Source organism: Pseudanabaena sp. Chao 1811 (assembly GCF_027942295.1).
Classification (GTDB): domain Bacteria; phylum Cyanobacteriota; class Cyanobacteriia; order Pseudanabaenales; family Pseudanabaenaceae; genus Pseudanabaena.
The window spans coordinates 389,033-413,114 of sequence record NZ_CP101416.1 but is presented as its reverse complement, the minus strand read 5'-3'; the positions used below and the strand labels follow the sequence as shown (position 1 = coordinate 413,114).

General features: G+C 42.4%; 26 protein-coding genes, 1 tRNA gene and 2 pseudogenes. 20 read left to right on the top strand and 9 right to left on the bottom strand.

Features of this window, described 5'->3' with window-relative positions; translation table 11 throughout:
• Position 1: 1 nt before the first annotated feature.
• Together NMG48_RS01895 and NMG48_RS01890 are read right to left on the bottom strand one after the other, a co-directional pair.
• On the bottom strand, positions 2-820 hold the full coding sequence (locus NMG48_RS01895) for a RibD family protein (protein ID WP_271253757.1): 819 nt from the start codon (positions 818-820) through the stop codon (positions 2-4).
• Positions 821-976: 156 nt separating this feature from the next.
• A complete protein-coding gene (locus NMG48_RS01890) occupies positions 977-1,561 on the bottom strand; it encodes a hypothetical protein (protein ID WP_271253756.1) in 585 nt (194 codons plus the stop codon).
• 206 nt (positions 1,562-1,767) lie between these two features.
• Here NMG48_RS01890 and NMG48_RS01885 point away from each other — a divergent pair, with 206 nt between their 5' ends.
• Together NMG48_RS01885 and NMG48_RS01880 are read left to right on the top strand one after the other, a co-directional pair.
• Positions 1,768-2,325 (top strand): photosystem I assembly protein Ycf4, encoded by a 558-nt coding sequence (locus NMG48_RS01885; RefSeq protein WP_271253755.1) that lies wholly within the window; start codon positions 1,768-1,770, stop codon positions 2,323-2,325.
• A 137-nt stretch (positions 2,326-2,462) separates the two neighbouring features.
• Positions 2,463-3,230 (top strand): peptidylprolyl isomerase, encoded by a 768-nt coding sequence (locus NMG48_RS01880; RefSeq protein ID WP_271253754.1) that lies wholly within the window; start codon positions 2,463-2,465, stop codon positions 3,228-3,230.
• A 36-nt stretch (positions 3,231-3,266) separates the two neighbouring features.
• On the opposite strand, the gene NMG48_RS01875 is transcribed toward NMG48_RS01880, so the two are convergent.
• Complete coding sequence (locus NMG48_RS01875; protein ID WP_271253753.1) at positions 3,267-3,662, bottom strand: hypothetical protein; 396 nt, start codon at positions 3,660-3,662, stop codon at positions 3,267-3,269.
• Positions 3,663-3,814: 152 nt separating this feature from the next.
• Between NMG48_RS01875 and NMG48_RS01870 the strand changes: the two genes are divergently transcribed.
• From NMG48_RS01870 to NMG48_RS01850, 5 genes are all read left to right on the top strand, one after another.
• Positions 3,815-4,363, top strand: coding sequence for a DUF3124 domain-containing protein (locus NMG48_RS01870; RefSeq protein ID WP_271253752.1), 549 nt, complete (start codon positions 3,815-3,817; stop codon positions 4,361-4,363).
• A 250-nt stretch (positions 4,364-4,613) separates the two neighbouring features.
• On the top strand, positions 4,614-4,895 hold the full coding sequence (locus tag NMG48_RS01865; protein ID WP_271253751.1) for a glutathione S-transferase family protein: 282 nt from the start codon (positions 4,614-4,616) through the stop codon (positions 4,893-4,895).
• Positions 4,896-5,150: 255 nt separating this feature from the next.
• Complete coding sequence (locus NMG48_RS01860; RefSeq protein WP_271253750.1) at positions 5,151-6,341, top strand: hypothetical protein; 1,191 nt, start codon at positions 5,151-5,153, stop codon at positions 6,339-6,341.
• 88 nt (positions 6,342-6,429) lie between these two features.
• The gene (locus NMG48_RS01855) at positions 6,430-7,092 is read left to right on the top strand and encodes a hypothetical protein (protein ID WP_271253749.1); all 663 of its coding nucleotides are present in this window, start codon (positions 6,430-6,432) and stop codon (positions 7,090-7,092) included.
• A 240-nt stretch (positions 7,093-7,332) separates the two neighbouring features.
• Positions 7,333-7,884, top strand: coding sequence for a hypothetical protein (locus tag NMG48_RS01850; protein WP_271253748.1), 552 nt, complete (start codon positions 7,333-7,335; stop codon positions 7,882-7,884).
• A 52-nt stretch (positions 7,885-7,936) separates the two neighbouring features.
• Here NMG48_RS01850 and glyS read toward each other — a convergent pair whose 3' ends face one another.
• Entirely contained in the window at positions 7,937-10,063 is a 2,127-nt protein-coding gene (glyS, locus tag NMG48_RS01845) for a glycine--tRNA ligase subunit beta (RefSeq protein WP_271255226.1), read from the bottom strand.
• Between the two features lie 375 nt (positions 10,064-10,438).
• On the opposite strand from glyS, the gene NMG48_RS01840 reads away from it, so the two are divergent.
• The 9 genes from NMG48_RS01840 (at position 10,439) to NMG48_RS01800 (ending at position 17,993) form a co-directional block, all read left to right on the top strand.
• Positions 10,439-11,146, top strand: a complete 708-nt coding sequence (locus NMG48_RS01840) for an aldehyde oxygenase (deformylating) (RefSeq protein WP_169365809.1) — start codon at positions 10,439-10,441, stop codon at positions 11,144-11,146.
• Positions 11,147-11,227: 81 nt separating this feature from the next.
• Positions 11,228-12,247: a long-chain acyl-[acyl-carrier-protein] reductase gene (locus tag NMG48_RS01835; RefSeq protein WP_271253747.1), complete on the top strand. Its 1,020-nt coding sequence runs from the start codon at positions 11,228-11,230 to the stop codon at positions 12,245-12,247.
• A 125-nt stretch (positions 12,248-12,372) separates the two neighbouring features.
• Positions 12,373-13,332, top strand: a complete 960-nt coding sequence (gene gshB / locus NMG48_RS01830) for a glutathione synthase (protein ID WP_271253746.1) — start codon at positions 12,373-12,375, stop codon at positions 13,330-13,332.
• Positions 13,333-13,512: 180 nt separating this feature from the next.
• The gene (locus NMG48_RS01825) at positions 13,513-14,478 is read left to right on the top strand and encodes a DUF1517 domain-containing protein (protein ID WP_271253745.1); all 966 of its coding nucleotides are present in this window, start codon (positions 13,513-13,515) and stop codon (positions 14,476-14,478) included.
• A gap of 304 nt (positions 14,479-14,782) precedes the next feature.
• Positions 14,783-15,901, top strand: a complete 1,119-nt coding sequence (locus tag NMG48_RS01820) for a hypothetical protein (RefSeq protein WP_271253744.1) — start codon at positions 14,783-14,785, stop codon at positions 15,899-15,901.
• 34 nt (positions 15,902-15,935) lie between these two features.
• Positions 15,936-16,508 carry a TIGR04376 family protein gene (locus tag NMG48_RS01815; RefSeq protein WP_126387666.1) on the top strand — a complete coding sequence of 191 codons (573 nt, stop codon included), beginning with the start codon at positions 15,936-15,938 and terminating at the stop codon, positions 16,506-16,508.
• A 160-nt stretch (positions 16,509-16,668) separates the two neighbouring features.
• Positions 16,669-16,742, top strand: a tRNA-Pro gene (locus NMG48_RS01810).
• Positions 16,743-16,849: 107 nt separating this feature from the next.
• Positions 16,850-17,554: a DUF4079 domain-containing protein gene (locus NMG48_RS01805; protein WP_271253743.1), complete on the top strand. Its 705-nt coding sequence runs from the start codon at positions 16,850-16,852 to the stop codon at positions 17,552-17,554.
• Between the two features lie 184 nt (positions 17,555-17,738).
• On the top strand, positions 17,739-17,993 hold the full coding sequence (locus NMG48_RS01800) for a hypothetical protein (RefSeq protein ID WP_271253742.1): 255 nt from the start codon (positions 17,739-17,741) through the stop codon (positions 17,991-17,993).
• Positions 17,994-18,056: 63 nt separating this feature from the next.
• Here NMG48_RS01800 and NMG48_RS01795 read toward each other — a convergent pair whose 3' ends face one another.
• Positions 18,057-19,031, bottom strand: coding sequence for an alpha-ketoacid dehydrogenase subunit beta (locus NMG48_RS01795; RefSeq protein WP_271253741.1), 975 nt, complete (start codon positions 19,029-19,031; stop codon positions 18,057-18,059).
• 187 nt (positions 19,032-19,218) lie between these two features.
• Between NMG48_RS01795 and NMG48_RS01790 the strand changes: the two genes are divergently transcribed.
• The gene (locus NMG48_RS01790; RefSeq protein ID WP_271253740.1) at positions 19,219-19,836 is read left to right on the top strand and encodes a hypothetical protein; all 618 of its coding nucleotides are present in this window, start codon (positions 19,219-19,221) and stop codon (positions 19,834-19,836) included.
• Between the two features lie 40 nt (positions 19,837-19,876).
• Here the strand turns inward: NMG48_RS01790 and NMG48_RS01785 are convergent, their stop codons facing one another.
• Positions 19,877-20,494 (bottom strand): ribonuclease HII, encoded by a 618-nt coding sequence (locus NMG48_RS01785; protein ID WP_271253739.1) that lies wholly within the window; start codon positions 20,492-20,494, stop codon positions 19,877-19,879.
• A gap of 119 nt (positions 20,495-20,613) precedes the next feature.
• On the opposite strand from NMG48_RS01785, the gene msrP reads away from it, so the two are divergent.
• Positions 20,614-21,576, top strand: coding sequence for a protein-methionine-sulfoxide reductase catalytic subunit MsrP (gene msrP, locus NMG48_RS01780; RefSeq protein ID WP_271253738.1), 963 nt, complete (start codon positions 20,614-20,616; stop codon positions 21,574-21,576).
• A gap of 329 nt (positions 21,577-21,905) precedes the next feature.
• Here the strand turns inward: msrP and NMG48_RS01775 are convergent.
• Positions 21,906-22,454 (bottom strand): annotated as a pseudogene (locus NMG48_RS01775) (transposase); the annotation flags it as partial.
• A 29-nt stretch (positions 22,455-22,483) separates the two neighbouring features.
• Positions 22,484-22,852 carry a helix-turn-helix domain-containing protein gene (locus tag NMG48_RS01770; protein WP_271251623.1) on the bottom strand — a complete coding sequence of 123 codons (369 nt, stop codon included), beginning with the start codon at positions 22,850-22,852 and terminating at the stop codon, positions 22,484-22,486.
• A 136-nt stretch (positions 22,853-22,988) separates the two neighbouring features.
• On the opposite strand from NMG48_RS01770, the pseudogene NMG48_RS01765 reads away from it, so the two are divergent.
• Positions 22,989-23,312 (top strand): annotated as a pseudogene (locus NMG48_RS01765) (Uma2 family endonuclease); the annotation flags it as partial.
• Positions 23,313-23,450: 138 nt separating this feature from the next.
• The gene (locus tag NMG48_RS01760; RefSeq protein WP_271253737.1) at positions 23,451-23,765 is read left to right on the top strand and encodes a hypothetical protein; all 315 of its coding nucleotides are present in this window, start codon (positions 23,451-23,453) and stop codon (positions 23,763-23,765) included.
• A gap of 93 nt (positions 23,766-23,858) precedes the next feature.
• On the opposite strand, the gene NMG48_RS01755 is transcribed toward NMG48_RS01760, so the two are convergent.
• Positions 23,859-24,065: a hypothetical protein gene (locus NMG48_RS01755; protein WP_271253736.1), complete on the bottom strand. Its 207-nt coding sequence runs from the start codon at positions 24,063-24,065 to the stop codon at positions 23,859-23,861.
• Positions 24,066-24,082: the final 17 nt, after the last annotated feature.

Sequence of the window (24,082 nt, the reverse complement as noted above, 5' to 3'; positions counted from 1 at the left end):
CTTAACGATCAAATTGATATCGCAAAAATAGTTCTGAATCATGATGATACAGCGATCGCAATTTGAGTTTGGGTAAATCGCCGCCGCCCATACCATAGTCTTCACCAGCAATAATCGACATGTTCTTCATACCCCCTACTATATGTGGTGATAGGGTTAGAAATATTTCATCGGCAAAGCCCTGAGATATCAAGGAGTAATTTAAAGATGCACCACCTTCTACCAACAGTCGCTTAATGCCAAACTTCTCAAATAGCATTGATAAAGCTTGATTTAAATCTATTTTCTGGTCTTGAACTGGAAATTTAAAAACCTGTGCCTTTTCGTACAGCCATGCTTCAGGTGACGCATTTTCACCTAGTAAAACAATTCGTAAATCTCTACCAGCATTCCAAAATCGATGTTCCTTAGGCAGATCACCTGAGTTACTAATTACGATGCCAAGGGGTTGCGGATTGTCAAAATGCTTTTGGCGCTCTTCTAGGAGTTCTGGGGGCAATGTGGGGATAAAAGCATCATGGCGTAATGTGCCACCACCTGCTAAGACTGCATCTACCTGCGATCGCAACCGCTTCATCAAATTGCGATCGGGGCGCGAACCAAATCCTGTAAGTTTACCTGCATAGGTTGTGGCTTTGCCATCCACACTCGAAACCATATTAAAAATAATGTAGGGACGCTTGAGGCGATCGCCCTTAATTTCTAAATTTTCAGATAAATCATCCAAATGATTACAACTAAACTCCACTCCTGCGGTGGGAAAAGCCAATTCTTCAAAGTTATAAATGCGATCGTGGGATGAATAAAAACTGTTGTACATAAGCACCTTGTATAGCTAAAAGACCCAGTGAAATTTTTGCAAGTGCCGCAAAGCAGCACTTGCAAAAATTTCACTGGGTTTTATGACAGCGCAAAGCGCTGTAAGCAAAGATGTTTGATGTTTTTATATCTTTAATGTCTTTGCTCCTTCACAAAACTATTGCTTAACTAGTTTTACAGGCTGACCATCAGCTTGTAATTCCTTACCATCAGCAGAAAGGGTGTAGGGCTGTTCAGGAGGGGCTGTCGGTGGTTTTTCCCCATTAACAGTTTCAACCTGAGAGACAACTTTGCCATCTTTGATCGAAATCTTGCCAGCAGTCTTAATTTCTTGAACTTCATCCTTAGTCGAAACTGCTTTTAATGTAGCTTCAAAACTACCTTCGGCTTTAATTGTCCACTTACCAGTTACAGACTTAACGCCTTCCTTCTCAGCATCAGCTAAAACTTTTGGATCTAAAACAACTTTATATTCACCTGCGACTTTATCAAGGCTAGCGGGATTGGTACTGCCCGTGCTTGAAGCAGATTCAGTAGATTTTGGAGAGGGGCTAGCACTAGGAGATGCAGAGGTGCTAGGAGATGCCGAAGCAGTAGCAGTAGGTTTAGCACTTGAAGCAGGAGTCGCCGCAGTTTCAGTAGGTGCGGGTGGTTGTTGGCAAGCAGATACAACGGAAACACAGCTAACGGCGATCGCGGCTAGGATACTTTGCTTTAGAGAATAGTTGAGTGATTTTTTCACGATTAATTGGGAATTATTAAGTAACAATAAGTGACAGTCGGGATGTCAGCCTTGAGGTGCTTGTGTATGTAGGATACTCTGCGAATTATTGCTTAGCAAATCCTTTGCATCATAGCTTAGAACCTGTCGGATATTTGGCGAGAAGCTGCAAGCCGCTATATACTGTTTTTCTAGATGTCGTAATTTTTTTTATATTTTTTCAACCGATGGTAACTACAAAATCTCAATCCAATGTTCTGCGATATGACATTGTTGGGTCACGACGCGTTAGTAACTATGGCTTTGCGGTTATTGTTGCCATAGGTGCGTTGGGATTCTTGCTAGCAGGACTATCTAGCTTCTTAAAAATTAATTTGTTGCCATTTTCCCAGCCTTTAGAAATGGATTTTGTGCCACAAGGATTGGCGCTTTCCTTTTATGGGATTGCTGGTACTTTGCTAGAAATATATTTGCTATACGTTATTGCTGTTGATTACGGTAGCGGCTACAACGAGTTCGATCGCAATAATGGCAAGGTAACATTGTTCCGTCGTGGACGTAGCCAAAGCAAAAACATTGAGCTTACCTACAATATTGCGGATGTACAGGCAGTGCGTGTAGAGATTCGCGAAGGCTTAAATCCAAAGAGAGCGCTATATTTGCGGGTCAAGGGCAGAGGTGATTTGCCTCTTTCTGAGGTTGGTCAACCGATCGCCTTGAATGTCCTTGAAGATCGAGCTGCCGAGATTGCTAAGTTTTTATCAGTACCCCTCGAAGGTTTATAAATAAAAAAGGCTCCTCGGAGCCTTTTTTTGCGTCTAAAGTTAAACATCAGTTAAGCATCTCCAAGCTTGTTGATCATCTGTGGTGTGAAATGCTGCATTTGGTTTTAAATTAATACTGAAATTATTAAGGTGTAAAAATGTTTCGTTGGATTTTTAGTTGTTTTTTGGCAATCAGCATTCTACTTACTAGTTGTAGTAACAGTAGCAGTGTTTCCGCTAGTGCATCACCAAGCGCATCACCAAGTGCTTCTGCGTCCTCGACTGCTACTGCTAAGGCATCGCCTACCAAAGTTGCTGATGCTTCACCTAGCGCCAGTCCAAATTCTTTGGAAGCTGCCCTTGCGAAATTTGTACAACTTAAAGGTAAGGCGACAGTAGAACTAAAACTAAAATCAGGGACTGTCAAGATTGATCTTGATGGTACTAATGCTCCATTGACCGCAGGTAACTTCGCAGACTTGGTTAAACGTGGTCTCTATAATGGTTTAACCTTTCATCGTGTAGTGAAAGAACCTACTCCTTTTGTGGCTCAAGGTGGTGATCCACTCGGTAATGGTACTGGTAACTTTGTAGATCCAGTCACATCTCAGACTCGATATATTCCCCTCGAAATTCTTCCTGATGGGGCAAAGCAACCTGTCTATGGTGAAATCTTACCCCCCACCCAAAAACCAAAGTTACGTCATAACAAAGGTGCGATCGCGATGGCACGATCTCAGTCTCCTAATTCTGCTTCCTGTCAGTTTTATATTGCCCTTGATGATATTTACTTTCTCGATGGTTCCTACGCTGTATTTGGCTATGTGACTGATGGTATGGAGTTAGTCGAAAAAATCCAAGTCGGCGATCGCATTGAATCGATCACCATTACCCAAGGCGAAGAAAATATCAAACAGCCTGTCTAACGAAAAAAGAGCCTACATGTAGGCTCTTTTTTGTATTTATCTAATTCGGATTATCCGTTTTTCGATAATGTAGCGATCACCTTGATGATTGCTATAGTGACGCTCAAAGGAGTTGGATCGGTGAATAATTGTTGGTACAGCATAGTTCCAAGAATTTCTATGGTAGCTAGAAGATGGATATAGATTAGGAACTATGACTGAGGAATTAATATTCCGATTGTAGCGATCAAAATGATCATAATGATTGTTTTGATAAGGAACGCTAGGATATGTTGGCTGATAGATGTTAGAGCGATAGGATCGATAACTTCGATAGGAATTGTACGATGGGCTTGAGCCGAATCTAATACTAATCGACACATCTGCGATCGCTGTTCCCACAAATGAACACATCACCCCAAGAGATGTAACTGCTGCTAATAATGCTTTCATAGATTTATGCCTTTATGCTCTTTGTACTGAAGAACACAACATAGAGCCGCCTATCTCTACTTTAGCTCAATATCTCTAGCCTGTGCAGTTCTATTGCAAAGTGAAGGCACTGTTTATTAAGAGTGATATTTCAATCCTACGGTTTAGTGAAAATGAAAGCATATTTATCAGTTAGTGGACTGCTCATAGCGATCGCATTGACATCCTGTTCTCCCTCAAATTTATCTCAAAGAAAGGATATCTCTACTAATCCTTTAACTCAGCTTAAAACTACAGTGATTAATCGCGCCAAGGTAGTGTCAGGGCAGCTCATTTATGTGCCAATCTACTCGCATATTTATCACAACAATAGTCCCGATCGAGGGCTAAATCTATCAGCTACCCTCAGCATTCGCAATACTGACCTGAATAATTCCATTGCGATCGCCTCGGTGCGTTATTACGACACAAAGGGAAAATTGGTTCGGCAATACATCAGTCAACCTGTGGAATTACAACCCCTTGCCTCTACTGAGGTGTTTATTGAAACAGATGATGTTGCTGGAGGTGCAGGCGCAAATTTTATTGTTGAATGGACTGCGGAGAAAAAGGTATATGCCCCCGTAGTTGAAGCCATCATGATTAGCACTGCCTCTGCTCAAGGAATTTCGTTTACTAGTACGGGTCGTGTTCTCAAGCAATACAATTCATCGCATTTCTAAACATATTCGCCTGAAATCTGCCCTAAAAAAATATACTAAGCAATCAGAGCCGAAGAGTTTATAGGTGTTGCCATGATCCAATCATTAGTTGCAAGCGGATTAGTCAATAGAGATTGTATAAGCTTTGAAGAATTTGTAGAATGATATTCCGAAGATGGCAAACGCTATGAACTATATAGAGAAATAGTTCGAGAAATTATGACCACAGGTACACATGAGGGAGACTGTCAAGCAAAGTGTGTATTAGAAGTTGAACCTTGGAAAAATTGAAGCGGCACAACAGCGAGTAACCAGCGTTTTACAGTTCTTTGAAGAATTGCTCGATGGGCGAACTCACTTTGCCAAAGAAGAATTTACCCTTGCGGAAGCTGTGGCTGGCACATTAATTCCTGCGCTACCTCTAGATGACTATCCTCGCTTAAAAGCTTGGTCAGAGCGCCTCGCGCAACGAGAAAGTTGGCAGCAAACGATCGCCTCTCAATCCTTAATTGAATCCGCCCTTCCTAATATTCGCAAAATTCTGGAACGTTGATTCTAGCGATCGCCCAATCTTTGTCGAGTTTAATACGCTCTTAAATTTTCCACTTGTTTCTAAATCGATAACTCAAGTCTGAGTCTTCGGATTTATTCATTAAGGCGATCGCCCCGATCCCTATCCAGATTGATAAGTAGCTGGGCATAATTAAAAACTTATTTTGTTGCTAAAACTGTAACTCAATCCTCAGTCTTGATATTTATTGGTTAACTTGAAATTACAAGATTTACTGAAATTTCTATCTCAATACCTATGCTGCAACATTTCTTTCCCCAAGCCTTAATAAAATCAACTCTTTGTGGATGTCTGCTTCTTTCTAGTTCGCTAATTCCTTTACAGCCTACTGTTGCTAATCCACAAATTTTGGCTACGCCACAAGCGGAATCGATCGCCCAACAGGTACTTAAAAAAGCGATCGCCAAAGAGAAACTCGATAACACAGCAAAAGTTGTTAAAGTCGAGCGCATCGGTAAGGGCGATATCTGGATGTACCAAGCTCCAGCTCACTGGAAAATTGCGATCGCCGATCAGCATCAAAGCTTAGTTTATTTCGCTACAGAAGATGGAATCTTTATCGTCTTGATGCAAAAAAATGGGCAAAACGTCCATACTGTAGGAAAACCTGCCCAAGAAGTTCCGCCACCACAAATGATCACCGCAGCGACTCGCCTAGCAAAAGAATGGGGCTATTCTGAACAACCCCAACTAACTAAGATTGTTTCTACAAAAACAACTTGGGCAAGCGGTTGTGAAAATATCTCGGCTCCCTATCCTTGCGATCCCGTTGTTCGTCAAGGCTGGAAAATCACCCTTCCCCATCAACGCCAAAGTTGGGTGCTTCAAGGTGAAACAGCCGAAGATATACAATTGATTGCACGGAATAATCCTGCGATTGAACGGAGCTTACCAAATCAGGTGCGTAACGAAATCAAGCGTATTGCCAGTAAACATCTGCAAATCCCACCCTCCGTTGTACTAATTACCAAAGTTGAGCCTCAAAACTTTCCTGATAGCTGTTTAGGGTTAGGGAATTTGGCAGAATCCTGCGCCCAGCAAATTATTCAAGGCTATCGGGTAACAGTAATAGGAAAGTCGCAAGCAAGGCAAATATATCGCATTAGTAATGATGCCTTAAACCTTCGCACCGAAGCGATCGCAGGACTGCCTACCCGCACCGATGAGCTACCAACAGCGATCGCCCGCCTAGTATTCAAAGCAGCCCAATCAGACTTGCAACAACCCATTGCCAATCTCAGCATTACCCAAGTTGAACAAAGATTCAATTGTTTCATTAGTCCCACGGCTCCACCCAATACCCCCTGTTTACCAACGAAGAAACTTGACGGTTGGAATGTCACAGTGACAAATTTTCAGAAATCACTGACTTATACAGTTGATCTCAATGGCAAGATTTTGGGTAAAGTGCCGTTCCCAACTCATTAAAATTCTTTAAATTGTCGCTATCAATTTGTTGTTTTGGTTGTTTATGCATAAACTTTCTATAGGAAAGTATTTAGAGGAGATAGAAAAGATGAATCTGTCCAGTCAGCGCATACCTATTTCTAGTCATTTTTTTTGTGATGGTCATGGATATGTGCTTACCTCAGCCAGTTTAGGTGGTAGCGATCTAAGTCCCAGTCAGTTTTCTGAGCTTGTTTTAAATGGCTCATCTGATGATATCGCTCCTATTTTGGAGCAGGGGATTTGTATGCCTATTCTTTTTGAGAGTGATTGCGCTCTAGATCACAAAACACTTTTTGTAATTGGACAATTAACACCTCAAGAAGAGAAGGATTGGTGTGCGCGACTCACTTGGAAATTGAACATTCCCTGCGGCAAATTAATCTTGTTATGTAGCTGTGTTGCCGAAGATGTTGCCCATGCAATTTCTGGGAAACCACCTAGAGAAGATTTTATGATTTTTCAAGTTATCGATGTACCACCAGATTTATACGAAGTGAATATCTATGCTTATCCTGCAAGTCCAACCTTTATGGGAACATTGGACGAAGAAGAGTATGAAAGATATGAAGAAGAAATGCTCGAATTGGACTTAGATGACTATGACAGTGAAGGGAACTTAACCTCAGTGGGATATATCATTTGCCTCTCCCCTCTTACGAATATGGAACTTGATCTACCAGAAACTAATGATGCATGGATTGAAAAATTTACTTTTCGCAAAGTGCTATAGCACTTTGCGCTTTCTTAAAACCCAGATAAATTTTGAAAAAGTTGGCGAAGCCAACTTTTTCAAAATTTATCTGTACTACTCCCTTGCCAGTGATAGAGAGTTGCGTTGCTTCGTGCCGCAACTCTCTATCGGGTTTTATGTCATGATTTTGAGCAACTACAGCTACACATACACAAAGCCTAAATAGTCTGTAGAATTTCGCATTGGGTTTAGTTCTCGAAGATGTAAGGCAATCAGTATATGTCTTGGTCAAATTCAAAAAACTTTTCTAAAAAATGGTACAGAATTCGTGAATATCAAAATGGTGACAAAGAGGTTTTAGAGGCTGATCATCAGTGGTCTATTGAAAAAGGGTTGGGTGACGATTGGGATGCAAATTTCAATCACTACTTCAAAAAAAATGATCATTGGTATATCCAAAGAGGCATCAAATATAAATACTTGTTTGTTGCTCCTGAAGAGAGAGTTCTCTATGGATATGCAATCGAACAATTAGATAATGAAACCATAGATGTATTATTTACAGAACTAAAGCCAATTGAAGAGTGGGTTCTATATATTGAAGAGCGCATCTGTGACTGCATAATGGCGATTGATTATGCAGAAGCTGAAGTGCTTGCACATCAGACTAAAATTCAATCCTATCTGAATAAACCTGATGGGAACTATGGGCAAGATATCCGTAAGCATGAAGAATGGATTATGAAACAGACTCAAAAGATTGAGCAATTAAAAATTGAAAAGGAAGATTTCATCAGAAAGCTCTTTAAAGAAGAAGGCATAGAGTGGTAAGCCGAAATTAGGCAAGTAAAAGAAGAGGGGATGCAAAGCATCCCCTCTTCTTTTACTTAAGTATGGCGCTAAAGTTGGCTAACTGACGACTGTAGTTACGGATAATGCCGAGGAGGTTGAGGCGGTTTTTGCGCACTTGTGGATCGTCTGCCATGACTAACACATCATCAAAGAACTTAGCTAGTACAGGCGCGATCGCCTTAATACCTTCCATTAACTGCTCATCACTGGGTTGACTTGGCAAAGCAGCGATCGCCTGATAAAGTTCCTGTTCCGCAGCATCGGTCAAGGTAGCAGAATTAACTACCGACTTAACATCAACGGTGATGCTATCTAGATCACCCTGTACTGCAAGGCGAGAAGCTCTCACAATTGGTTCATAGATCGCACCAAGGGTGGCATCTTCGCGAGATTGTTGCAGGAAGTGGGCGCGTTCTTTGATGCGAGTGAGATTGCTCAAACCTTGCAGGGTATAGGCGAGATCATCAGTCCCCGTAACCGCATCAATAAGGTCATAATCAATGCCCCGCTCGGACAAAATCGTATCGCAGCGTTGCTTAAACCATTTATAGAGATTTTCCAACACAGTTTCCGCAGGTTTCGCCAGCAAATTCTTGTCGGCATAAATGGCGATCGCCGATTGCAGCAGTTTTGGTAAGTCCAGCGCAAATCCGTTTTCCCATGCAATTTGGACAACACCAGTAGCCGCACGCCTCAGGGCAAAGGGATCGGACGAACCAGTAGGGATAATGCCCAAACCGAAAATACCAACGAGGCTATCGATACGATCCGCGATCGCCACAATCTTGCCCGTTAAAGAAGTTGGCAAGGCATCCCCTGCGCCTTTGGGTTGATAATGCTCACGAATACCTGTAGCAACCGCCACAGGTTCCTTACTAGAGAGAGCATAGTAGTAACCCATTTGACCTTGCAGTTCAGGAAATTCCTTGACCATTTGCGTCACCAGATCGGCTTTAGCAAGTTGAGCAGTGCGATCAATTAGTACTTGCTCGGCTTCAGTAATTTCTAAATTCGTAATCGAGTCAACCACTAATTTAGCGATCGCTCTAATTCTTTCCACCTTTTCGGCAACCGATCCAAGCTGGGCTTGGAAAGTAACCTTTTCTAAAAGTGGCAAGAAGGTTTCTAGATGCACTGCGCGATCGCTATCGTAGAAAAATTTGCCATCGGAAAGACGCGCCCGAATTACCCGCCCATTACCTGCGGCAATCAACCGCGACTTGTCAGGATTACCATTGGAAATCGTAATAAAGCGCGGCAATAATTGATCGGGATTAGTGGCGGAATGCACAGGGAAATAGCGCTGATGGCTCACCATTTCCGTTTTAATCACAGGCTGAGGCAATTCCAAAAATTCACGCTCAAATTCACCGATAACTGCTGTGGGAAATTCCACTAAATAGGTAACTTCTTCGAGCAAATCCTCAGGAATTTCCGCATTTCCATTAAATAGCTCCACAATGCTATTAATTTGGGTGAGGATATGATGCTGACGTTCTTTGCCATCAACAATGACAAAGGCTTCACGCAAAGTCGCCACATAGTCCTTGGCGGTGTCGATCACAACTGAGCGGGGATGCAAGACACGATGCCCCTGACTCAGGCGATCGCTCTGCACATTTTCTAAGGCGATCGGTAAAATTTTGGAATTGAACAGGGCAACTAACCAACGAATCGGACGGGGAAACTTGAGATCGCCATTGCCCCAACGCATCAAGCGCTTACCTTCGAGTCCTGTAATCCAAGATGGTGCTAGCTCTTGCAAAATATCCGCAGTCTGACGACCAACAATTTGCTGATTAGCAAAAACAAATGCACCTTTGTCAGTCTCTTTAATAAAGATATCTTTGAGATCAATACCCTTGGACTTGGCAAAACCTAATAAAGCCTTAGTTGGTTCACCCTGTGGATCTCCCTTAACAAAAGCAGAACCTACCGCAGGTCCTTTCAGCTCGATACTGCGATCGCTTTGTTGCACAGGTAAACCATCAATTAGCACGGCAAGACGACGGGGCGTACCATAGACACTGACCTTGCTCGTAGTTAGTTGGTGTTCATCTAAAATTTTAGGGATGCGCTCTTGCCATTGGCGCAAAGCATCGACGATAAAACTAGCGGGTAATTCTTCAGTACCAACTTCTAACAGAAAACTTGCCATAACCACGAGTTGAGGGACAATCTTCAGTTTAGCGCCTTGACGCGCAATAAAGAAAGGGTAAGTCACTTACAGCATCTACTCTGCATCTGACCTAAAAGAATTGGCAGCATCCTGAAAATACTTAGGAGATATACAGCGCTTTGTGCTGACTTGAAATCCAAATAAATTCTTGAAAGCGCGGCAAAGCCACGCTTTCAAGAATTTATTTGGACTACTTTAAGCCTCAACAGGCTGTAGCTATAAAAGCCAAAAGAGGGTTGTGGGACTTTGCCCCACAACCCTCTTTTGGCTTTTAATTTTATTGCACAGTGCCACTTAGCATAAAATAGCTAGAGATTAACTTTTATTGAGCAGGGATACTGAAAGAGGCAAAACATGGGGCAAACACTCGAAGCTGTAGCGATTACTGATCAAATCAATTATCAGACTGAACAATATCGCGATGCCTACAGCCGAATCAATGCGATCGTCATTGAGGGCGAAGCTGAAGCATACAGCAACTATCTCCAACTAGCGGAGCTACTGCCCGAATCTAAAAATGATCTGATTAAACTTGCCAAGATGGAGGAGCGTCATAAGAAGGGTTTTACTGCCTGCGGTAAAAACCTCAATGTCACCCCAGACATGGACTTTGCTGAGAAATTCTTTGCCGAATTGCATAGCAATTTCCAAAAAGCATTTGCAACTAAAGATATTGTTACTTGCCTGTTAATCCAATCACTTATCATTGAGTGTTTTGCGATCGCCGCTTATAACATTTATATTCCCGTCGCCGATCCCTTCGCCCGCAAAATCACTGAGGGCGTAGTCAAAGATGAATACCTGCATCTTAACTTTGGCGAAGAATGGTTGCAAGAGCATTTTGAACAATCCAAAGCAAATTTAGAGCAAGCCAATCGTCAAAACCTGCCGATCGTCTGGAAAATGCTCAACCAAGTTGAAACCGATGCCAAAGTCCTCGGCATGGAAAAGGAAGCTTTAGTAGAAGACTTCATGATCCAATATGGAGAAAGTCTTGGCAAAATTGGCTTCAGCACCCGTGACATTATGAAGATGTCTGCAATGGGCTTGGTAGCTGCTTAATCACCTCACCGTTTAAACGCGCCGATGGCGCGTTTAAACCAAAATATTTTCGTTGACAACTGTAACTGGTAACCGCAATCGATGTTTGGTCTCATTGGGCATTTGACAAGTCTTGAACACGCTCAGTCTGTAGCAAGGGAATTAGGCTATCCCGAATATGCCGATCAAGGTTTGGAATTTTGGTGTAGCGCCCCACCCCAAATCGTCGATCGCATCAAAGTTACGAGTGCCACAGGTCAGCAGATCGAAGGGCTATATGTAGAATCATGCTTCTTGCCCGAAATGTTGGCAGGTAGCAAAATTAAAACCGCTATTCGCAAAATCCTTAACGCGATGGCTCATGCACAGAAGCATGATATTGATATCACCGCTTTGGGGGGATTTTCCTCGATTATTTTCGAGAATTTTAACTTGAGCCAAATGTCGAGCGTGCGAAATATTCAGCTAGATTTTAATCGCTTCACCACAGGCAATACCCATACGGCATATATTATTTGTCGCCAAATTGAAGAAGCTAGTCGTAAATTTGGCATTGATTTAGCCAAGGCTACGGTTACAGTTTGTGGAGCCACGGGGGATATTGGTAGCGCGGTATGTCGTTGGCTCGATGCACGTACTAATATCAAAGATCTATTGCTAGTTGCCCGCAATCAAGAGCGTTTGCAAGAACTTCAAGCCCAACTCGGTCGCGGTAAAGTTTTGAGTATCGAAGAAGCCTTGCCCCAGTCCGACATTATTGTGTGGGTAGCGAGTATGGCAAAGGGAATGGCGATCGATTCCGCCACCCTCAAGCGTCCCTGCATCCTCATTGATGGTGGCTATCCCAAAAATATGTCTACCCTTGTCAAAGAGGAAGGAATTCATGTAATCGATGGTGGCATCGTTGAGCATAGCCTCGATATTGATTGGAAGATCATGAAAATCGTGAATATGACTGCCCCTGCCCGTCAGCTTTTCGCCTGTTTTGCTGAAGCAATGCTATTAGAGTTTGAAGGTTGGCATACCAATTTCTCATGGGGACGCAATCAAATCTCCATTGAGAATATGGACAAAATTGGCGCAGTATCGATCAAGCACGGATTCAGACCGCTAATTAATTAATGGAGATTATAGGTGGCGCTTTGCGTCACCTATATCTTTGAGATTTCATGCACTTGTGTAGGTGACGATCGATATCTGTCGCTATATTATGGCTAAAATAGCTAAGCATGAAATTGCTGTGAACAATGAAACTTGCCTTTATTATCGATCCGATCGCTAGACTCGATCCCGCCCATGACACTAGTGTTGCGCTAATGGAAGCAGCTTGTCGCAGGGGCTATGAAGTATTTATCACGGATATGAATACGCTTAGTGTTAGAGATGGCAAAGCATGGGCATTTCTCCAAGCGACCAAGATTCATCCTATTCCCCTTGTTAATGGAAAATGGCAAGTTCCCAATCCTTGGTATGAAGTGGCGGCAGGATCTTTTCAACCCTTAGAGAATATGCAGTTTGTGTGGATGCGTCCCGATCCACCTGTGACAACCGAATATCTCTATGCTACCTATATTCTCGATTATGTAGATCCTCTGAAGACTAAAGTTCTCAACTCCCCACAAGGCATTCGTGCGGCAAATGAGAAGATGTATGCTTTGCAGTTTACAGGCGCGATTCCCAAAACCATCGTCACTGCTGATAAAGGGACAATTATCGACTTTGTGAAAACGGAAGGAAAAGCCGTGATGAAACCTTTGGGTGGCAAAGGTGGTGAAGGAATTCTATTTTTAGAAACAGGCGATCGCAATATTAACTCCCTAATCGAAATCAGTACCAATATTGGTAAAACCCCTGTAATGGTACAGGAATACTTGCCCGATGCTCAATTGGGTGATAAGCGGATTATTCTCCTTGATGGCGAACCCATTGGTGCAGTAAATCGAGTTCCAAAATCAGGGGAATTTCGCGGCAACATGGCAGCAGGAGGTAGTGCTGTGCAAGTGGATATTACAGATCGCGAAAGAGAAATATGTACTCAACTTGCCCCCACCCTCAAGCGTGATGGCTTAATATTTGTGGGTATCGATGTGATTGGCGGCTATCTGACGGAAGTGAATGTCACTAGTCCCACAGGTGTACGCGAAATTGATCGTCTCGATGGAGTATCTTTAGGCGATCGCGTGATGGATTGGCTAGCAAGTTTTTAGTTGTAGGATGCGTTACGTTGCACTAACGCATCCAATTAAACAAATATGATGGGTTACGCGATCGCTAACTCGTCCTACATTTAATTCCAATAACTCACTTCAAAACCTAGACCTCTTGACTAGAGTTAAAATAGGGTTAGAACATCTATAGACAAGTTTTTAGTTATGTCGCTTTTACCTATGAAAATTTTTAGCCCAGAATTTATGAAAAAGATGAAAAATAACGTTAAGGTCTGGACGCGATCACTGGTTGCAATATCCCTAGTAGCAATGACAATCTTTGGTAATGCCCACGAAGCTTTTGCTAAGCGTTCAGGTGGCAGAATTGGCGGTAGCTCTTTCAAATCTGCTCCCAGCCGCTCTGCACCATCGAACCCTAACTATAGTGGTAGTACCACTCCCTACTACAACAATGGTGGTGGTGGATTTTTCTTCTTACCTATGTTTTTTGGTGGTGGCATGGGTGGCGGCTTATTTACCCTATTGCTATTGGTAATTGTTGCAGGCGCAATCATGCAAGCCTTTCGTGGTCGTGGTGATGGCGAAGGTATTACAGGCATGGACAGCAAAGTGAGCGTTGCCAAAATCCAAGTTGGGCTCCTTGCCTCTGCGCGATCGCTCCAACAAGAGCTAACCCGTTTGGCTCTGGAGTCTGATACATCTTCTTCCGAAGGTTTAGCCACCGTTACCCGCGAAACGGCTGTTTCCCTAATGCGTCATCCTGAATATTGGGTATATGTTAGTAGCGGTAGCGAAAACACCAAGTTTGCCCTTGCTGAACAAAAATTTAATAGTTTAGTCATGTCTGAGCGTAGCAAGCTTAACGCGGAAACTTTAAGTAATGTCGGTGGGCGCGTGCTACAGGGTAAAACTGCGGCATCTCTACCTAGTGAGGGTAGTCTGAGTCTCGAAGATCCTAGCGAATATATTGTAGTGACCATGCTATTAGCAGTCGCAGGTGATTCCCTCACTAAGCTACCCACCTTGAGATCTTCTGAAGATTTACAAGCAGCTCTATCAGTGATCGGTTCTGTACCTGAAGATAACCTCTTAGCTGTAGAAATCCTGTGGGAGCCTCAGTCGGAGAACTATACACTCACCAATGATGAAGTTTTAACCGTATATCCAGATCTAGTAAGAATTTAACCCCCTGTACCACAGAAGGAGGGCGCGATCGCCTCTGTAATCTGACCAAAGGCAGCGCTCAGCGCTGCCTTTACTGTATAAACGACTTAAAATGATTTAAAAAGATTTACGCAATCTAACCTAAAGTTGTAGCGTTAAGGGCTGATCTGTGGTATCACTTACCAGTATTATTTTTTCTTATTTTTTTCGAGACAACTTTCAAGTATTCTGATTTGGCTAAGATAGCTATTCCAACAGCACTTTATTGAGTATGGCAGTTTTTGTGGTGAGTGCGTGTGAATAATGGAGTGAATAAGGTCTGCATATGATGCAAAACACAGATAAAAATCAGTTTTATGTAACTCAAGACGTTGATGCCTATACGGACAACGTTGATCACTTAATGGATGATTTATTTGGGGAGGTGGAAAGTACTCTTCATGTTGATTATGCTAAAAAGCGATCGCAGGGATCTAAATCCCCAAAAGTGCAACCTAAAAAGTCAGCTCCCTATGCTTCTGCAACCTCTTCAAGCTCAGACATAGTTGCTATATCAAAATTTGAGCCAAATAGCCAAGACATATCCACCTCCAAAGACACCGTTAACATTACAAAGCTAAATCTTGCTGATATCTCCTTACCACCCATTTCTAAGCAAGATGTACTCTGGATTCAACCCTACATTATGCGGAATCCAGAACCACCGTCCAATATTCCGCCTAGCCCACCTGACCCCACAGTTCAAAAGTCAAGTTTACTAGATCGCATTTTATTAATTCTTGCCTGTAGCTCAGCCCTGCTCGCCGCAGTGATGTGGACAGTGAATCATGGCATTTGGTTAGGCAGACAATCAGTTAGCGTTGTCACCGCTAATACTAAAAATACTCCTGACAATAAACCCTTTGCTGACGAAATTAAGCGAATGTTGTCAGATATCGTTGATAAAAATCGGGCGATCGCGGCTAATTCCAATGGCAATATTGGCAGCAATCTTCCTCTAATGGCAGCTCCTTTAGCGGGTACGATGCCTCTACCGATTGGCACGAATCCCTTGATGAACGGGATACAGCAACCGATGTATGTGCCTGTCTATCAACCACCGACACTCAATAATTCCAATAGTGGCAATCTGCCCTCGCCCCTCGCCTTACCACCTGTCACATCGGGCAACTCAATTGATGTGTCTAACTCTACAGCCAATGCCAGACCAAACGCTGTATCTACTCAAGCGGCGGCTCCTGTGCCATCATATACATTAATCGGTGTTCTGGACTTGGGCGATCGCTCGACAGCCATGTTTGATATGAACGGTTCAGTCCAGTCCATTGGACTAGGCAAGGCGATCGGCAATACAGGCTGGGTCTTAGCCCGTGTCAGTCAACAAGAGATTGTGGCGAAACGGGGTAGAGAAACTAAAACCATATTGGTTGGACAGAAGTTCTAAAAAATCTCAAAAATTAACTAGCTAAGGAAAATATATGGGGTTACTAGAGGATATATCTCGCTTTTTAGAAACTCGTCTAGAGGAGTTTATTCGCAATAATCCCCAAATCGAATTGCAAATCCTCGAAGATAAGTTACGCCAGCAAGAAGAGGAAATTGCGAAATTAATTATTACTTCTAAGCAAGAAGAAAAAAATCTACAGGATCGCATTCTGGAAATAGCCGAAGAGATCCGTGTCTGGCACGATCGCACCGTCAAGGCGGAATCCTTTGATCGTCCAGATTTAGCAAATCTAGCTAAAGAGCGAGAAGCTGCACTCTTGCGTCAAGGTAATCAAATCTGGGCGCAGATGGAACTAGTTAAAAAACGGGCGATCGATAGCCAATCCTTGCAAGTTCAAATCCAAGAACGGCGTAAGGAGGTGCAAGCTAAAATTGCAGAGGCTGCCAAAGCTGCTAAGGCAAAATCTCCTGCTAGCACACCCTTAAACTGGGATAATCTCTACACGCCTCCCTTCCGCGATCCTAATGACAAGCTAGAAGAAACATTTCGACGTTGGGAGATGGATGAAGAGCTTGAGCGCCTCAAACGTAATTTGGGCAAGTAAGTACCCAAAAGCTATAGCACACGCGCAGCGTGTGCTATAGCTTTTGGGGTTTTATATTTAATTAAGCATAGCTACTTAGAGAATATTTGAGCAATTTATTTTGTCAGTATGCAAATTTTGCTAACAGTTATGTTATGATAGGAAAGCATCAAAAATGCAACGGGATGTAGCGCAGCTTGGTAGCGCACCACTTTGGGGTAGTGGGGGTCTTGGGTTCAAATCCCAACATTCCGATAACTGGTCAGCAAATCATGTAATTGATTAGCTCTATATTATCCATATCAGAGAGTAGGCAGTTCCGCTAACTGACTCGCTCGCATTTATGATATTACGAGGATTTTATGGATTTAAAAGATGCCTTTGCTTTATTACATCCTGCGATCGCAGTTGTCATTGTATTTCCCTTAATTGGCATGGTCGTCAATCGCGCTATCCTTGTGCGTCAGCGTCGCCTCATCACTAAAGCTGGAGAAAAGAGTAAAATCCCGCCAGTTGTTGGTTCTGAACATGTAGAAACTGGACTGTGGTTGAGTATTGCCGTTGTCGGCGTAGCATTAATAGGCTTGGCATTTGCCATAACCTCCAAAATGATTGCGAAAGATGTTTTAACAACAGATCCATTGCGAGTTGTCTTTGTTGCTGTGATGTTTATCGTGACTACCGCATCAATGACATTTCTTTGTCGGAGCAAAGTGACAATTTGGAAAGTGGTCTTTGCGGGACTGACAAGTATGGGATTGATTGTGATCGGCTGTCAGCCAGAGGTTTATCGACTCGATCGCCAATGGTTTATTTCCCATTATTACTATGGTGTTGCTTCAGCAATTTTGATGATTATTTCTGTGGCGATCACCCAAGATATTTACAAAGACAAAAGCGATCGTTGGCGGACAGCCCATATCATTCTCAATTGTCTAGCTCTATTACTATTTCTAGGACAAGGAATTACAGGCGCAAGGGATTTATTAGATATTGCTCCTAGTTGGCAGGCATCGTACCTTGGCAAATGTGATTTCACTAATAAAGTCTGTCCACAGGTTAAATGATTCTATTCAGCTAGTTGCGACGCTTCGCACCGCAACTAGCCTTTTTAATGTAGGGAAGTTGGTGATCAATATCACTAGCCATCAATTTTGACATCACAGGAACAGGAACTAGCGATCGCTGTCTAAACACCTATAGAAATAGATACTTAAATCTATAGTCAAGTTCTTTTATCGCTTCAAGTTTATGATCCTCAACTCCTTAAATGATACTCGTTCCATAGAAGTCATTACCCTTGCTGGTCGAGAACAAGGGCTTGTTTTTTTAGGCAAAACTTTTGTAGCTGATCAATCCTATAGCAATCTCGATCAAGCGATCGCAGCTTCTAGAAAAGACCTCGATCTAGGCTTTGCCGTATTGATCACTCCAGACGGAGAACTATTTCGGGTCTGGGTTTCAGTTCCTAATCAAATAATTTATCAATCTGCTCAAGCCGCTTAATTTGCATAAAAAAAGAAGACACATCGCAACGCAACGTATCTTCTTTTTGGTATAGGTGAAGTTCTAAGCTAGTAACTTCTCAACTGCTGCAATTACATCTTCAGGTTGAGGGATTGTTAGGTTTTCCAATCCGCCATTATAGGGAGTAGGAACATCCAAAGCGGCAAGACGTACAATTGGTGCATCTAACTCATCAAAGTAATTGTCATTGATCGAAGCGATGATTTCGGAACCGATACTGGCACAACGCATTCCTTCTTCAACGATGACAATGCGATGGGTTTTCCGCAAGGAGGTAACGATAGTTTCCAGATCGAGAGGCTTCAAGGAAATCAAGTCAATTACTTCAGGATCGTAGCCCTTATCAACGAGAGTCTCAACAGCCTTGAGAACGTGATAGCGCATTCTCGAATAGGTGAGAATTGTGACATCGCTACCTTCGCGCACGATTTCCGCTTTATCTAGGGGCAGTAAATACTCCTCATCGGGAATATCTTCCTTGAGGTTATACAGCAACACATGCTCGAAGAATAGGATCGGATTATCGTTGCGAATCGCTGATTTTAGTAAACCTTTAGCATTGTAAGGTGTGGAGCAAGCCACCATCTTAATCCCCGGGACTGCTTGGAAATAGGTTTCAAGACGCTGAGAATGTTCTGCACCGAGGTTGCGACCGACACCACCAGGACCACGAATGACGATTGGGATTTTGAAATTACCACCAGAGGTATAGCGCAACATCCCTGCGTTGTTAGAAATTTGGTTAAAGGCGAGTAGCAAGAAGCCCATGTTCATGCCTTCAACGATGGGGCGCAAGCCTGTCATGGCTGAACCGATCGCTAAGCCTGTAAAACTGTTTTCGGCGATCGGGGTATCGAGGAGGCGCAAGTCACCGTATTTCTTGTAAAGGTCTTTGGTTACTTTGTAGGAGCCGCCATAATGCCCCACGTCTTCGCCTAGAACATAAACGGCTGGATCGCGCTCCATTTCCTCATCGATCGCCTCTCTGAGGGCGTTAAAAAAAGTAACCTCTGCCATATTTATCTATTAATGTCTACATAGTTATTGGGGCTAACGCTCAATTATAACTTTACAAAGTGTAAATCTTGCACCAAAACTTACACCAAAAACTTGAGACTAAGCATAATTTAGGCAAAGCTACGGCTTGCCATCATTCACATTAGTTAGGATGTAGGCAAACCTTAAGATAGCAAGTTACATCTATATGAAACAGACTAAACCATCAAAACCTAAAAAAAAGAGCTTCTCTAGCTTTGATCTAGCATCTGCTTATAAGCAATTAGGTATCAAAACTTTAACCCATTGGGAATTACCAGATTTAGCGATCGCTCCTAGCGAATTTTTTATCAAAAGATTAGAGCGCTTACATCGCAATTTCGATTTGCGGAGTTATGAGGAATCCAAAAAGCTGCTGATCGATGCTTTTTGCGAAGAAGCAATGGATAGTATTGACAAACTCAAAATATGGAAAGGCGGCAAAATAGAAAGTGATATTTTAATTGGCAATGCTGACTATTTAATTGCCGCTAGGCAAGACTATTTAGATACACCATTCCTATGTATTGTCGAGGCTAAACGCGATGACTTTGAGCAGGGTTTAGCTCAATGCTTAGTAGAAATGCAAGCTTGTCAATGGGAAAATCGGCAAGTAGGAAAAGAGATTGATGTTTTGGGAATTGTTACTAATGGGCAAGGATGGATATTTTATAAACTTACCCTTACCAACGAAGTCTACGAAACAGGAATGTATAGTTCTGATGATATCGCTAAGACTTTAGGAGCTTTACGTTTAGCTTTTCAGGAATGTGAGAATAATTTATAGGTTTTTAGAAGTTGCTTTGCAACTTCTAAAAACCTATAAATTATTTTGCTGCACGTATCTTAAATGTTTGACGATGGAGATCGGTGTAACCAAGGTTCTTAATCGCTTCTCGATGCTTAGGAGTTCCATAGCCTTTATTCGTAGCAATATCATATCCTGTATAGGTTTTGGCAAGTTCGATCATTTGGCGATCGCGCCACACCTTTGCGACAATACTCGCCGCCGCAATAGAAATTGATAAGGAATCACCCTGAACTACGGTTGTTTGGGGAATAGGCGCAATTAGTTGAAAGCGTAAAGGCTGATTACCATCAACCAAGCAATGCTTGGGCTGTGGGTTAAGTTGAGAAATTGCCCTTTCCATAGCTAACAAACTTGCGGCGAGAATATTGATCTGATCGATTTCTGCAACTGAGGCAGTCCCAATTGCATAGGCGATCGCTACTTCACGAATGATCTTGTCTAAATGCTCACGCTTTGATGCCGACAGTTTTTTGCTATCAGTTACGCCTAAATCTGCTAAATATGCCATTTTCTCAATAGGCAAAATTACTGCTACGGCGACCACTTCACCAAAAAGGCAACCTCGACCAACTTCATCAACTCCTGCAACTGGATAGTTGGCAATTTCTAGTGATCGCAAATCTTCTCGGTTCATAATGGTAAATATAGTGCTTTTCCAGCAATCTAATGAAATCTCCGCCTTCGGCGGAGATTTCATTAGATTAGTACAAGCTTTGGCAGGTTTCATCGCAAATTGCTTTAGGAATTATAACCATGACCTTGATCAAAATTCTTCCTGATTGGTTTCTGCCCGAGAGTCAAGCCACATCAGAATCGGTGTACCTGAATCGTCGCCGATTTTTAAAGAGTACTGGTTTAGGGAGCCTAAGCATGATCGGGTTGCTGGCAGGTTGTCAAACCCTCGAAGAGAAAAAAGCGATCGTCAAGCAACAGATATCTAATGAACGACTGAAAGCAATTACAGCCTCTCGCAACCTTGCCTTTACCCTCGATCGCCCAATTACGGAAGAATATAGCGCGGCTGTCTATACCAACTTCTATGAATTCAGTGGAGACAAAGATGTATGGAAATATGTGGATAAATTTCAGCCCCATCCTTGGACGATAGAAGTCACGGGACTAGTAGCGAAGCCTCAGAAATTTGCGATCGAGGACTTAATCGCCAAAATGCCCATCGAAGAGAGGCTCTATCGCCATCGCTGTGTGGAGGCTTGGGCAATGGCAGTACCTTGGATGGGCTTCCCTTTAAAGCGATTAATCGAGTTAGTGGAACCGAAAGCAAATGCTACTCATGTCAAGTTCACCACATTTTTTCGTACTAAACAGGCAAGCAGACAGATTTTGCATAATCAGCCTTGGCCCTATACGGAAGGATTAACGATCAAAGAAGCGATGAATGAATTGGCTTTTATGGCTGTTGGTATTTACGGTCATGAATTACCCAAACAGCATGGCGCTCCGATTCGATTAGTTTTGCCTTGGAAATATGGTTACAAGAGTATCAAGTCCATTGAGAAAATCGAATTTAGCGATCGCCAACCTTCCACATTTTGGAACACTCGTATTCCCGAAGAATATGATTTTGCTGCTAATGTCAATCCGAATATCCCGCATCCACGCTGGTCGCAGGCAAGTGAAAAAATGTTAGGAACAGGCGATCGCTATGCTACGCAAATGTATAACGGCTATGCGTCCTATGTTGCTAGTTTGTACTAAACCCTAGAAGCGTGGGTTGCCCGCAAAGCGGGCAACCCACGCTTCTAGGGTTTAACTATGATGAGCTACTTAAGAGAGATGCAGTAAAATAAGGAGTCAGATTTTTTATAGTGCAGCTTTGCCGTAAAAAATCTGGTTCCCTAGAAGATAACCAAACATTTTTGAGGTTGCGCCATGATTTTACAAATGCCACCTTCTCAAAAAATTATTTAACCCAAGTTGCTACCTATTCATTCAATACTAAAGTTAAAATAAAAAATGCTAGATTTTTATATAAAAATAGCGTCATTTTGGACTTAGCGAGGCTGTTTTTACAGTCCATTGAGGGATTAAGTAGTACAGTAACAACACTTAGTAAACCAATTTTTGAAGAAATCTTTTTCTAACAAGTAAGGGAAAACGTTGATTAAATGCTGAAGTAGTTTTTGAGAATGAGGTCTAAGCAATCTAATAAAATATTTGAGAACCGACCACATCATCTCAATTGGATTAAAATCAGGAGAATAGGTGGGTAAGTACAAAATCTTAGCACCTGTCGCTGTAATTGCTTTTGCGACCCCCTCAACTTTATGGCAGTTGAGGTTATCCATGATGATCCTATGCTCAGGACGTAATTTAGGTACTAGGTCATCTTGGACAAAGGTGAGAAAATCTGCTCCTTTCATAGAACCCTGAATCGTTTTCAGGCAAACAATCCCATCAACTGAAATAGCGCCAATTATTGTGTATTTCTGACCTTTGTAAAAGGGACGAAGACTGAATACTCTTTTGCCACATTCACTTCTTGCCACAGAGCGTTCCATCCCCTGCCATACTCCCGTTTCATCAATACAAATCAGATCTTCAGCTTTCACTTCATTCAATGCTTCCCAAAATTCACATCTTTGCTGTTGTACTGCCTCACTTTTTACCTTTTCATGGCGATAGGTCTTTTTTTTAGAGTGATGTTATGCCTCTGGAAAAATCGGCACATGCTGCCTGTGGTCACTGATACTCCTGTTTGTTCTGCTACTTCTTCACAGTACTGCCATAGTGTCCAATCTGGATGCTCTGAGACAATTTCGAGGATTTTCTCCTGATGCGCTTCGAGGGGACTTTTGATTGGACTACCTAATGGTTTGTGGTTTAGTTCTCCTGTCTCTCGGTATTGATTCAGTAGTTTTTGCACTGTTTTCGTCGCGACTTGAAATTGCTTCGCTACTTCCCGAATCGATGTATTTCCTGCTTCGTAGTTTGCTACGATCTTTTCTCTGAGATCTAGTGAGTAAGGTGCCATTTTTTACTCTCTTTTGGGTTTTGCTATCCTAGCTTATCTTGTACTACTCTTTCCCTCAATAGGCTGTAACTTGTTTTGAGCCGATTTTTAATAGGTAGCAACTTGGGTTATTTATCCTGACGATGATGGGCTGCCGATGAGCAACAATACTGAGCAATTTGACTGGATTGTAATGATTAAAGAGAACTTGGAATGTCTCTTTGCGAACGATCCTAATGTATTTGTTGCAGGCGATTTACTCTGGTATCCCATTGAAGGAGATAATACAATTCGCACGGCTCCCGATGCGATGGTGGTATTTGGTAGACCGAAGGGCAGACGTGGTTCCTATATGCAATGGGTCGAGGGTGGTATTGCCCCTCAAGTTGCCTTCGAGATTCTTTCTCCGGGTAATAGAACCAGTGAAATGGCAAAGAAACTGAAATTTTACGAGCGCTATGGCGTTGAGGAATATTATCTTTAACCCAAGTTGCTACCTATTCATTCAATACTAAAGTTAAAATAAAAAATGCTAGATTTTTATATAAAAATAGCGTCATTTTGGACTTAGCGAGGCTGTTTTTAACTTGTTTTGAGCCGATTTTTAATAGGTAGCAACTTGGGTTATCTTTATGATCCTAGTGATGTCGAGTTAACAGGCTGGCAACGCATAGGCAATGAGCTAGAGGTAATCGATGCCATTGATGGTTGGATTAGCCCTAGATTAGGGATTCGCTTTGATCTCAGTGGCGAACAATTAGAGCTTTATTTCCCTGATGGCAAGAAATTCACAAATCTCAAGGATGCCTCAGAACAACTATTACAGGAAAAGCAAAAATTGGCACAGGCTGAACAACAAGCTCAACTCGAAAAACAACGAGCCGATCGCTTGGCAGCAAAATTAAGAGAATTAGGGATTGACGACGAAATTTAAGATGGTGATCATGAAGTGACATGCGGAGTATGTCACTTCATTCGAAGTATGTCACTTCATTTAATTAAATCGAACTACTATCAATAAAACATATCAATCCTGTTCCGATGAAGGTAATTGCCGACGTGCTGAAGCGATCGCTTGTTGGAGCTTTGCTTGGAGTAGCTCTTTTCTAATAATAGCAATGGCGGCGCGTTGTTTGGCGACATCAATAAGATGACTAATTTCGCTAAAGAGTTTTTGTGCTGTTTCTTGGGTAGCTGGATTAATCTGTGGTGGGTTGCAATCGGATGTGCTCATAATTTGAGAGTGTAAAG

Coding starts and splice junctions, on each gene's coding strand:
- NMG48_RS01895 (WP_271253757.1), bottom strand. CDS start 820: ATGTACAACAGTTTTTATTCATCCCACGATCGCATTTATAACTTTGAA.
- NMG48_RS01885 (WP_271253755.1), top strand. CDS start 1,768: ATGGTAACTACAAAATCTCAATCCAATGTTCTGCGATATGACATTGTT.
- NMG48_RS01880 (WP_271253754.1), top strand. CDS start 2,463: ATGTTTCGTTGGATTTTTAGTTGTTTTTTGGCAATCAGCATTCTACTT.
- NMG48_RS01875 (WP_271253753.1), bottom strand. CDS start 3,662: ATGAAAGCATTATTAGCAGCAGTTACATCTCTTGGGGTGATGTGTTCA.
- NMG48_RS01870 (WP_271253752.1), top strand. CDS start 3,815: ATGAAAGCATATTTATCAGTTAGTGGACTGCTCATAGCGATCGCATTG.
- NMG48_RS01860 (WP_271253750.1), top strand. CDS start 5,151: ATGCTGCAACATTTCTTTCCCCAAGCCTTAATAAAATCAACTCTTTGT.
- NMG48_RS01855 (WP_271253749.1), top strand. CDS start 6,430: ATGAATCTGTCCAGTCAGCGCATACCTATTTCTAGTCATTTTTTTTGT.
- NMG48_RS01850 (WP_271253748.1), top strand. CDS start 7,333: ATGTCTTGGTCAAATTCAAAAAACTTTTCTAAAAAATGGTACAGAATT.
- glyS (WP_271255226.1), bottom strand. CDS start 10,063: ATGGCAAGTTTTCTGTTAGAAGTTGGTACTGAAGAATTACCCGCTAGT.
- NMG48_RS01840 (WP_169365809.1), top strand. CDS start 10,439: ATGGGGCAAACACTCGAAGCTGTAGCGATTACTGATCAAATCAATTAT.
- NMG48_RS01835 (WP_271253747.1), top strand. CDS start 11,228: ATGTTTGGTCTCATTGGGCATTTGACAAGTCTTGAACACGCTCAGTCT.
- gshB (WP_271253746.1), top strand. CDS start 12,373: ATGAAACTTGCCTTTATTATCGATCCGATCGCTAGACTCGATCCCGCC.
- NMG48_RS01825 (WP_271253745.1), top strand. CDS start 13,513: ATGAAAATTTTTAGCCCAGAATTTATGAAAAAGATGAAAAATAACGTT.
- NMG48_RS01820 (WP_271253744.1), top strand. CDS start 14,783: ATGATGCAAAACACAGATAAAAATCAGTTTTATGTAACTCAAGACGTT.
- NMG48_RS01815 (WP_126387666.1), top strand. CDS start 15,936: ATGGGGTTACTAGAGGATATATCTCGCTTTTTAGAAACTCGTCTAGAG.
- NMG48_RS01805 (WP_271253743.1), top strand. CDS start 16,850: ATGGATTTAAAAGATGCCTTTGCTTTATTACATCCTGCGATCGCAGTT.
- NMG48_RS01800 (WP_271253742.1), top strand. CDS start 17,739: ATGATCCTCAACTCCTTAAATGATACTCGTTCCATAGAAGTCATTACC.
- NMG48_RS01795 (WP_271253741.1), bottom strand. CDS start 19,031: ATGGCAGAGGTTACTTTTTTTAACGCCCTCAGAGAGGCGATCGATGAG.
- NMG48_RS01790 (WP_271253740.1), top strand. CDS start 19,219: ATGAAACAGACTAAACCATCAAAACCTAAAAAAAAGAGCTTCTCTAGC.
- NMG48_RS01785 (WP_271253739.1), bottom strand. CDS start 20,494: ATGAACCGAGAAGATTTGCGATCACTAGAAATTGCCAACTATCCAGTT.
- msrP (WP_271253738.1), top strand. CDS start 20,614: ATGACCTTGATCAAAATTCTTCCTGATTGGTTTCTGCCCGAGAGTCAA.
- NMG48_RS01770 (WP_271251623.1), bottom strand. CDS start 22,852: ATGGCACCTTACTCACTAGATCTCAGAGAAAAGATCGTAGCAAACTAC.
- NMG48_RS01755 (WP_271253736.1), bottom strand. CDS start 24,065: ATGAGCACATCCGATTGCAACCCACCACAGATTAATCCAGCTACCCAA.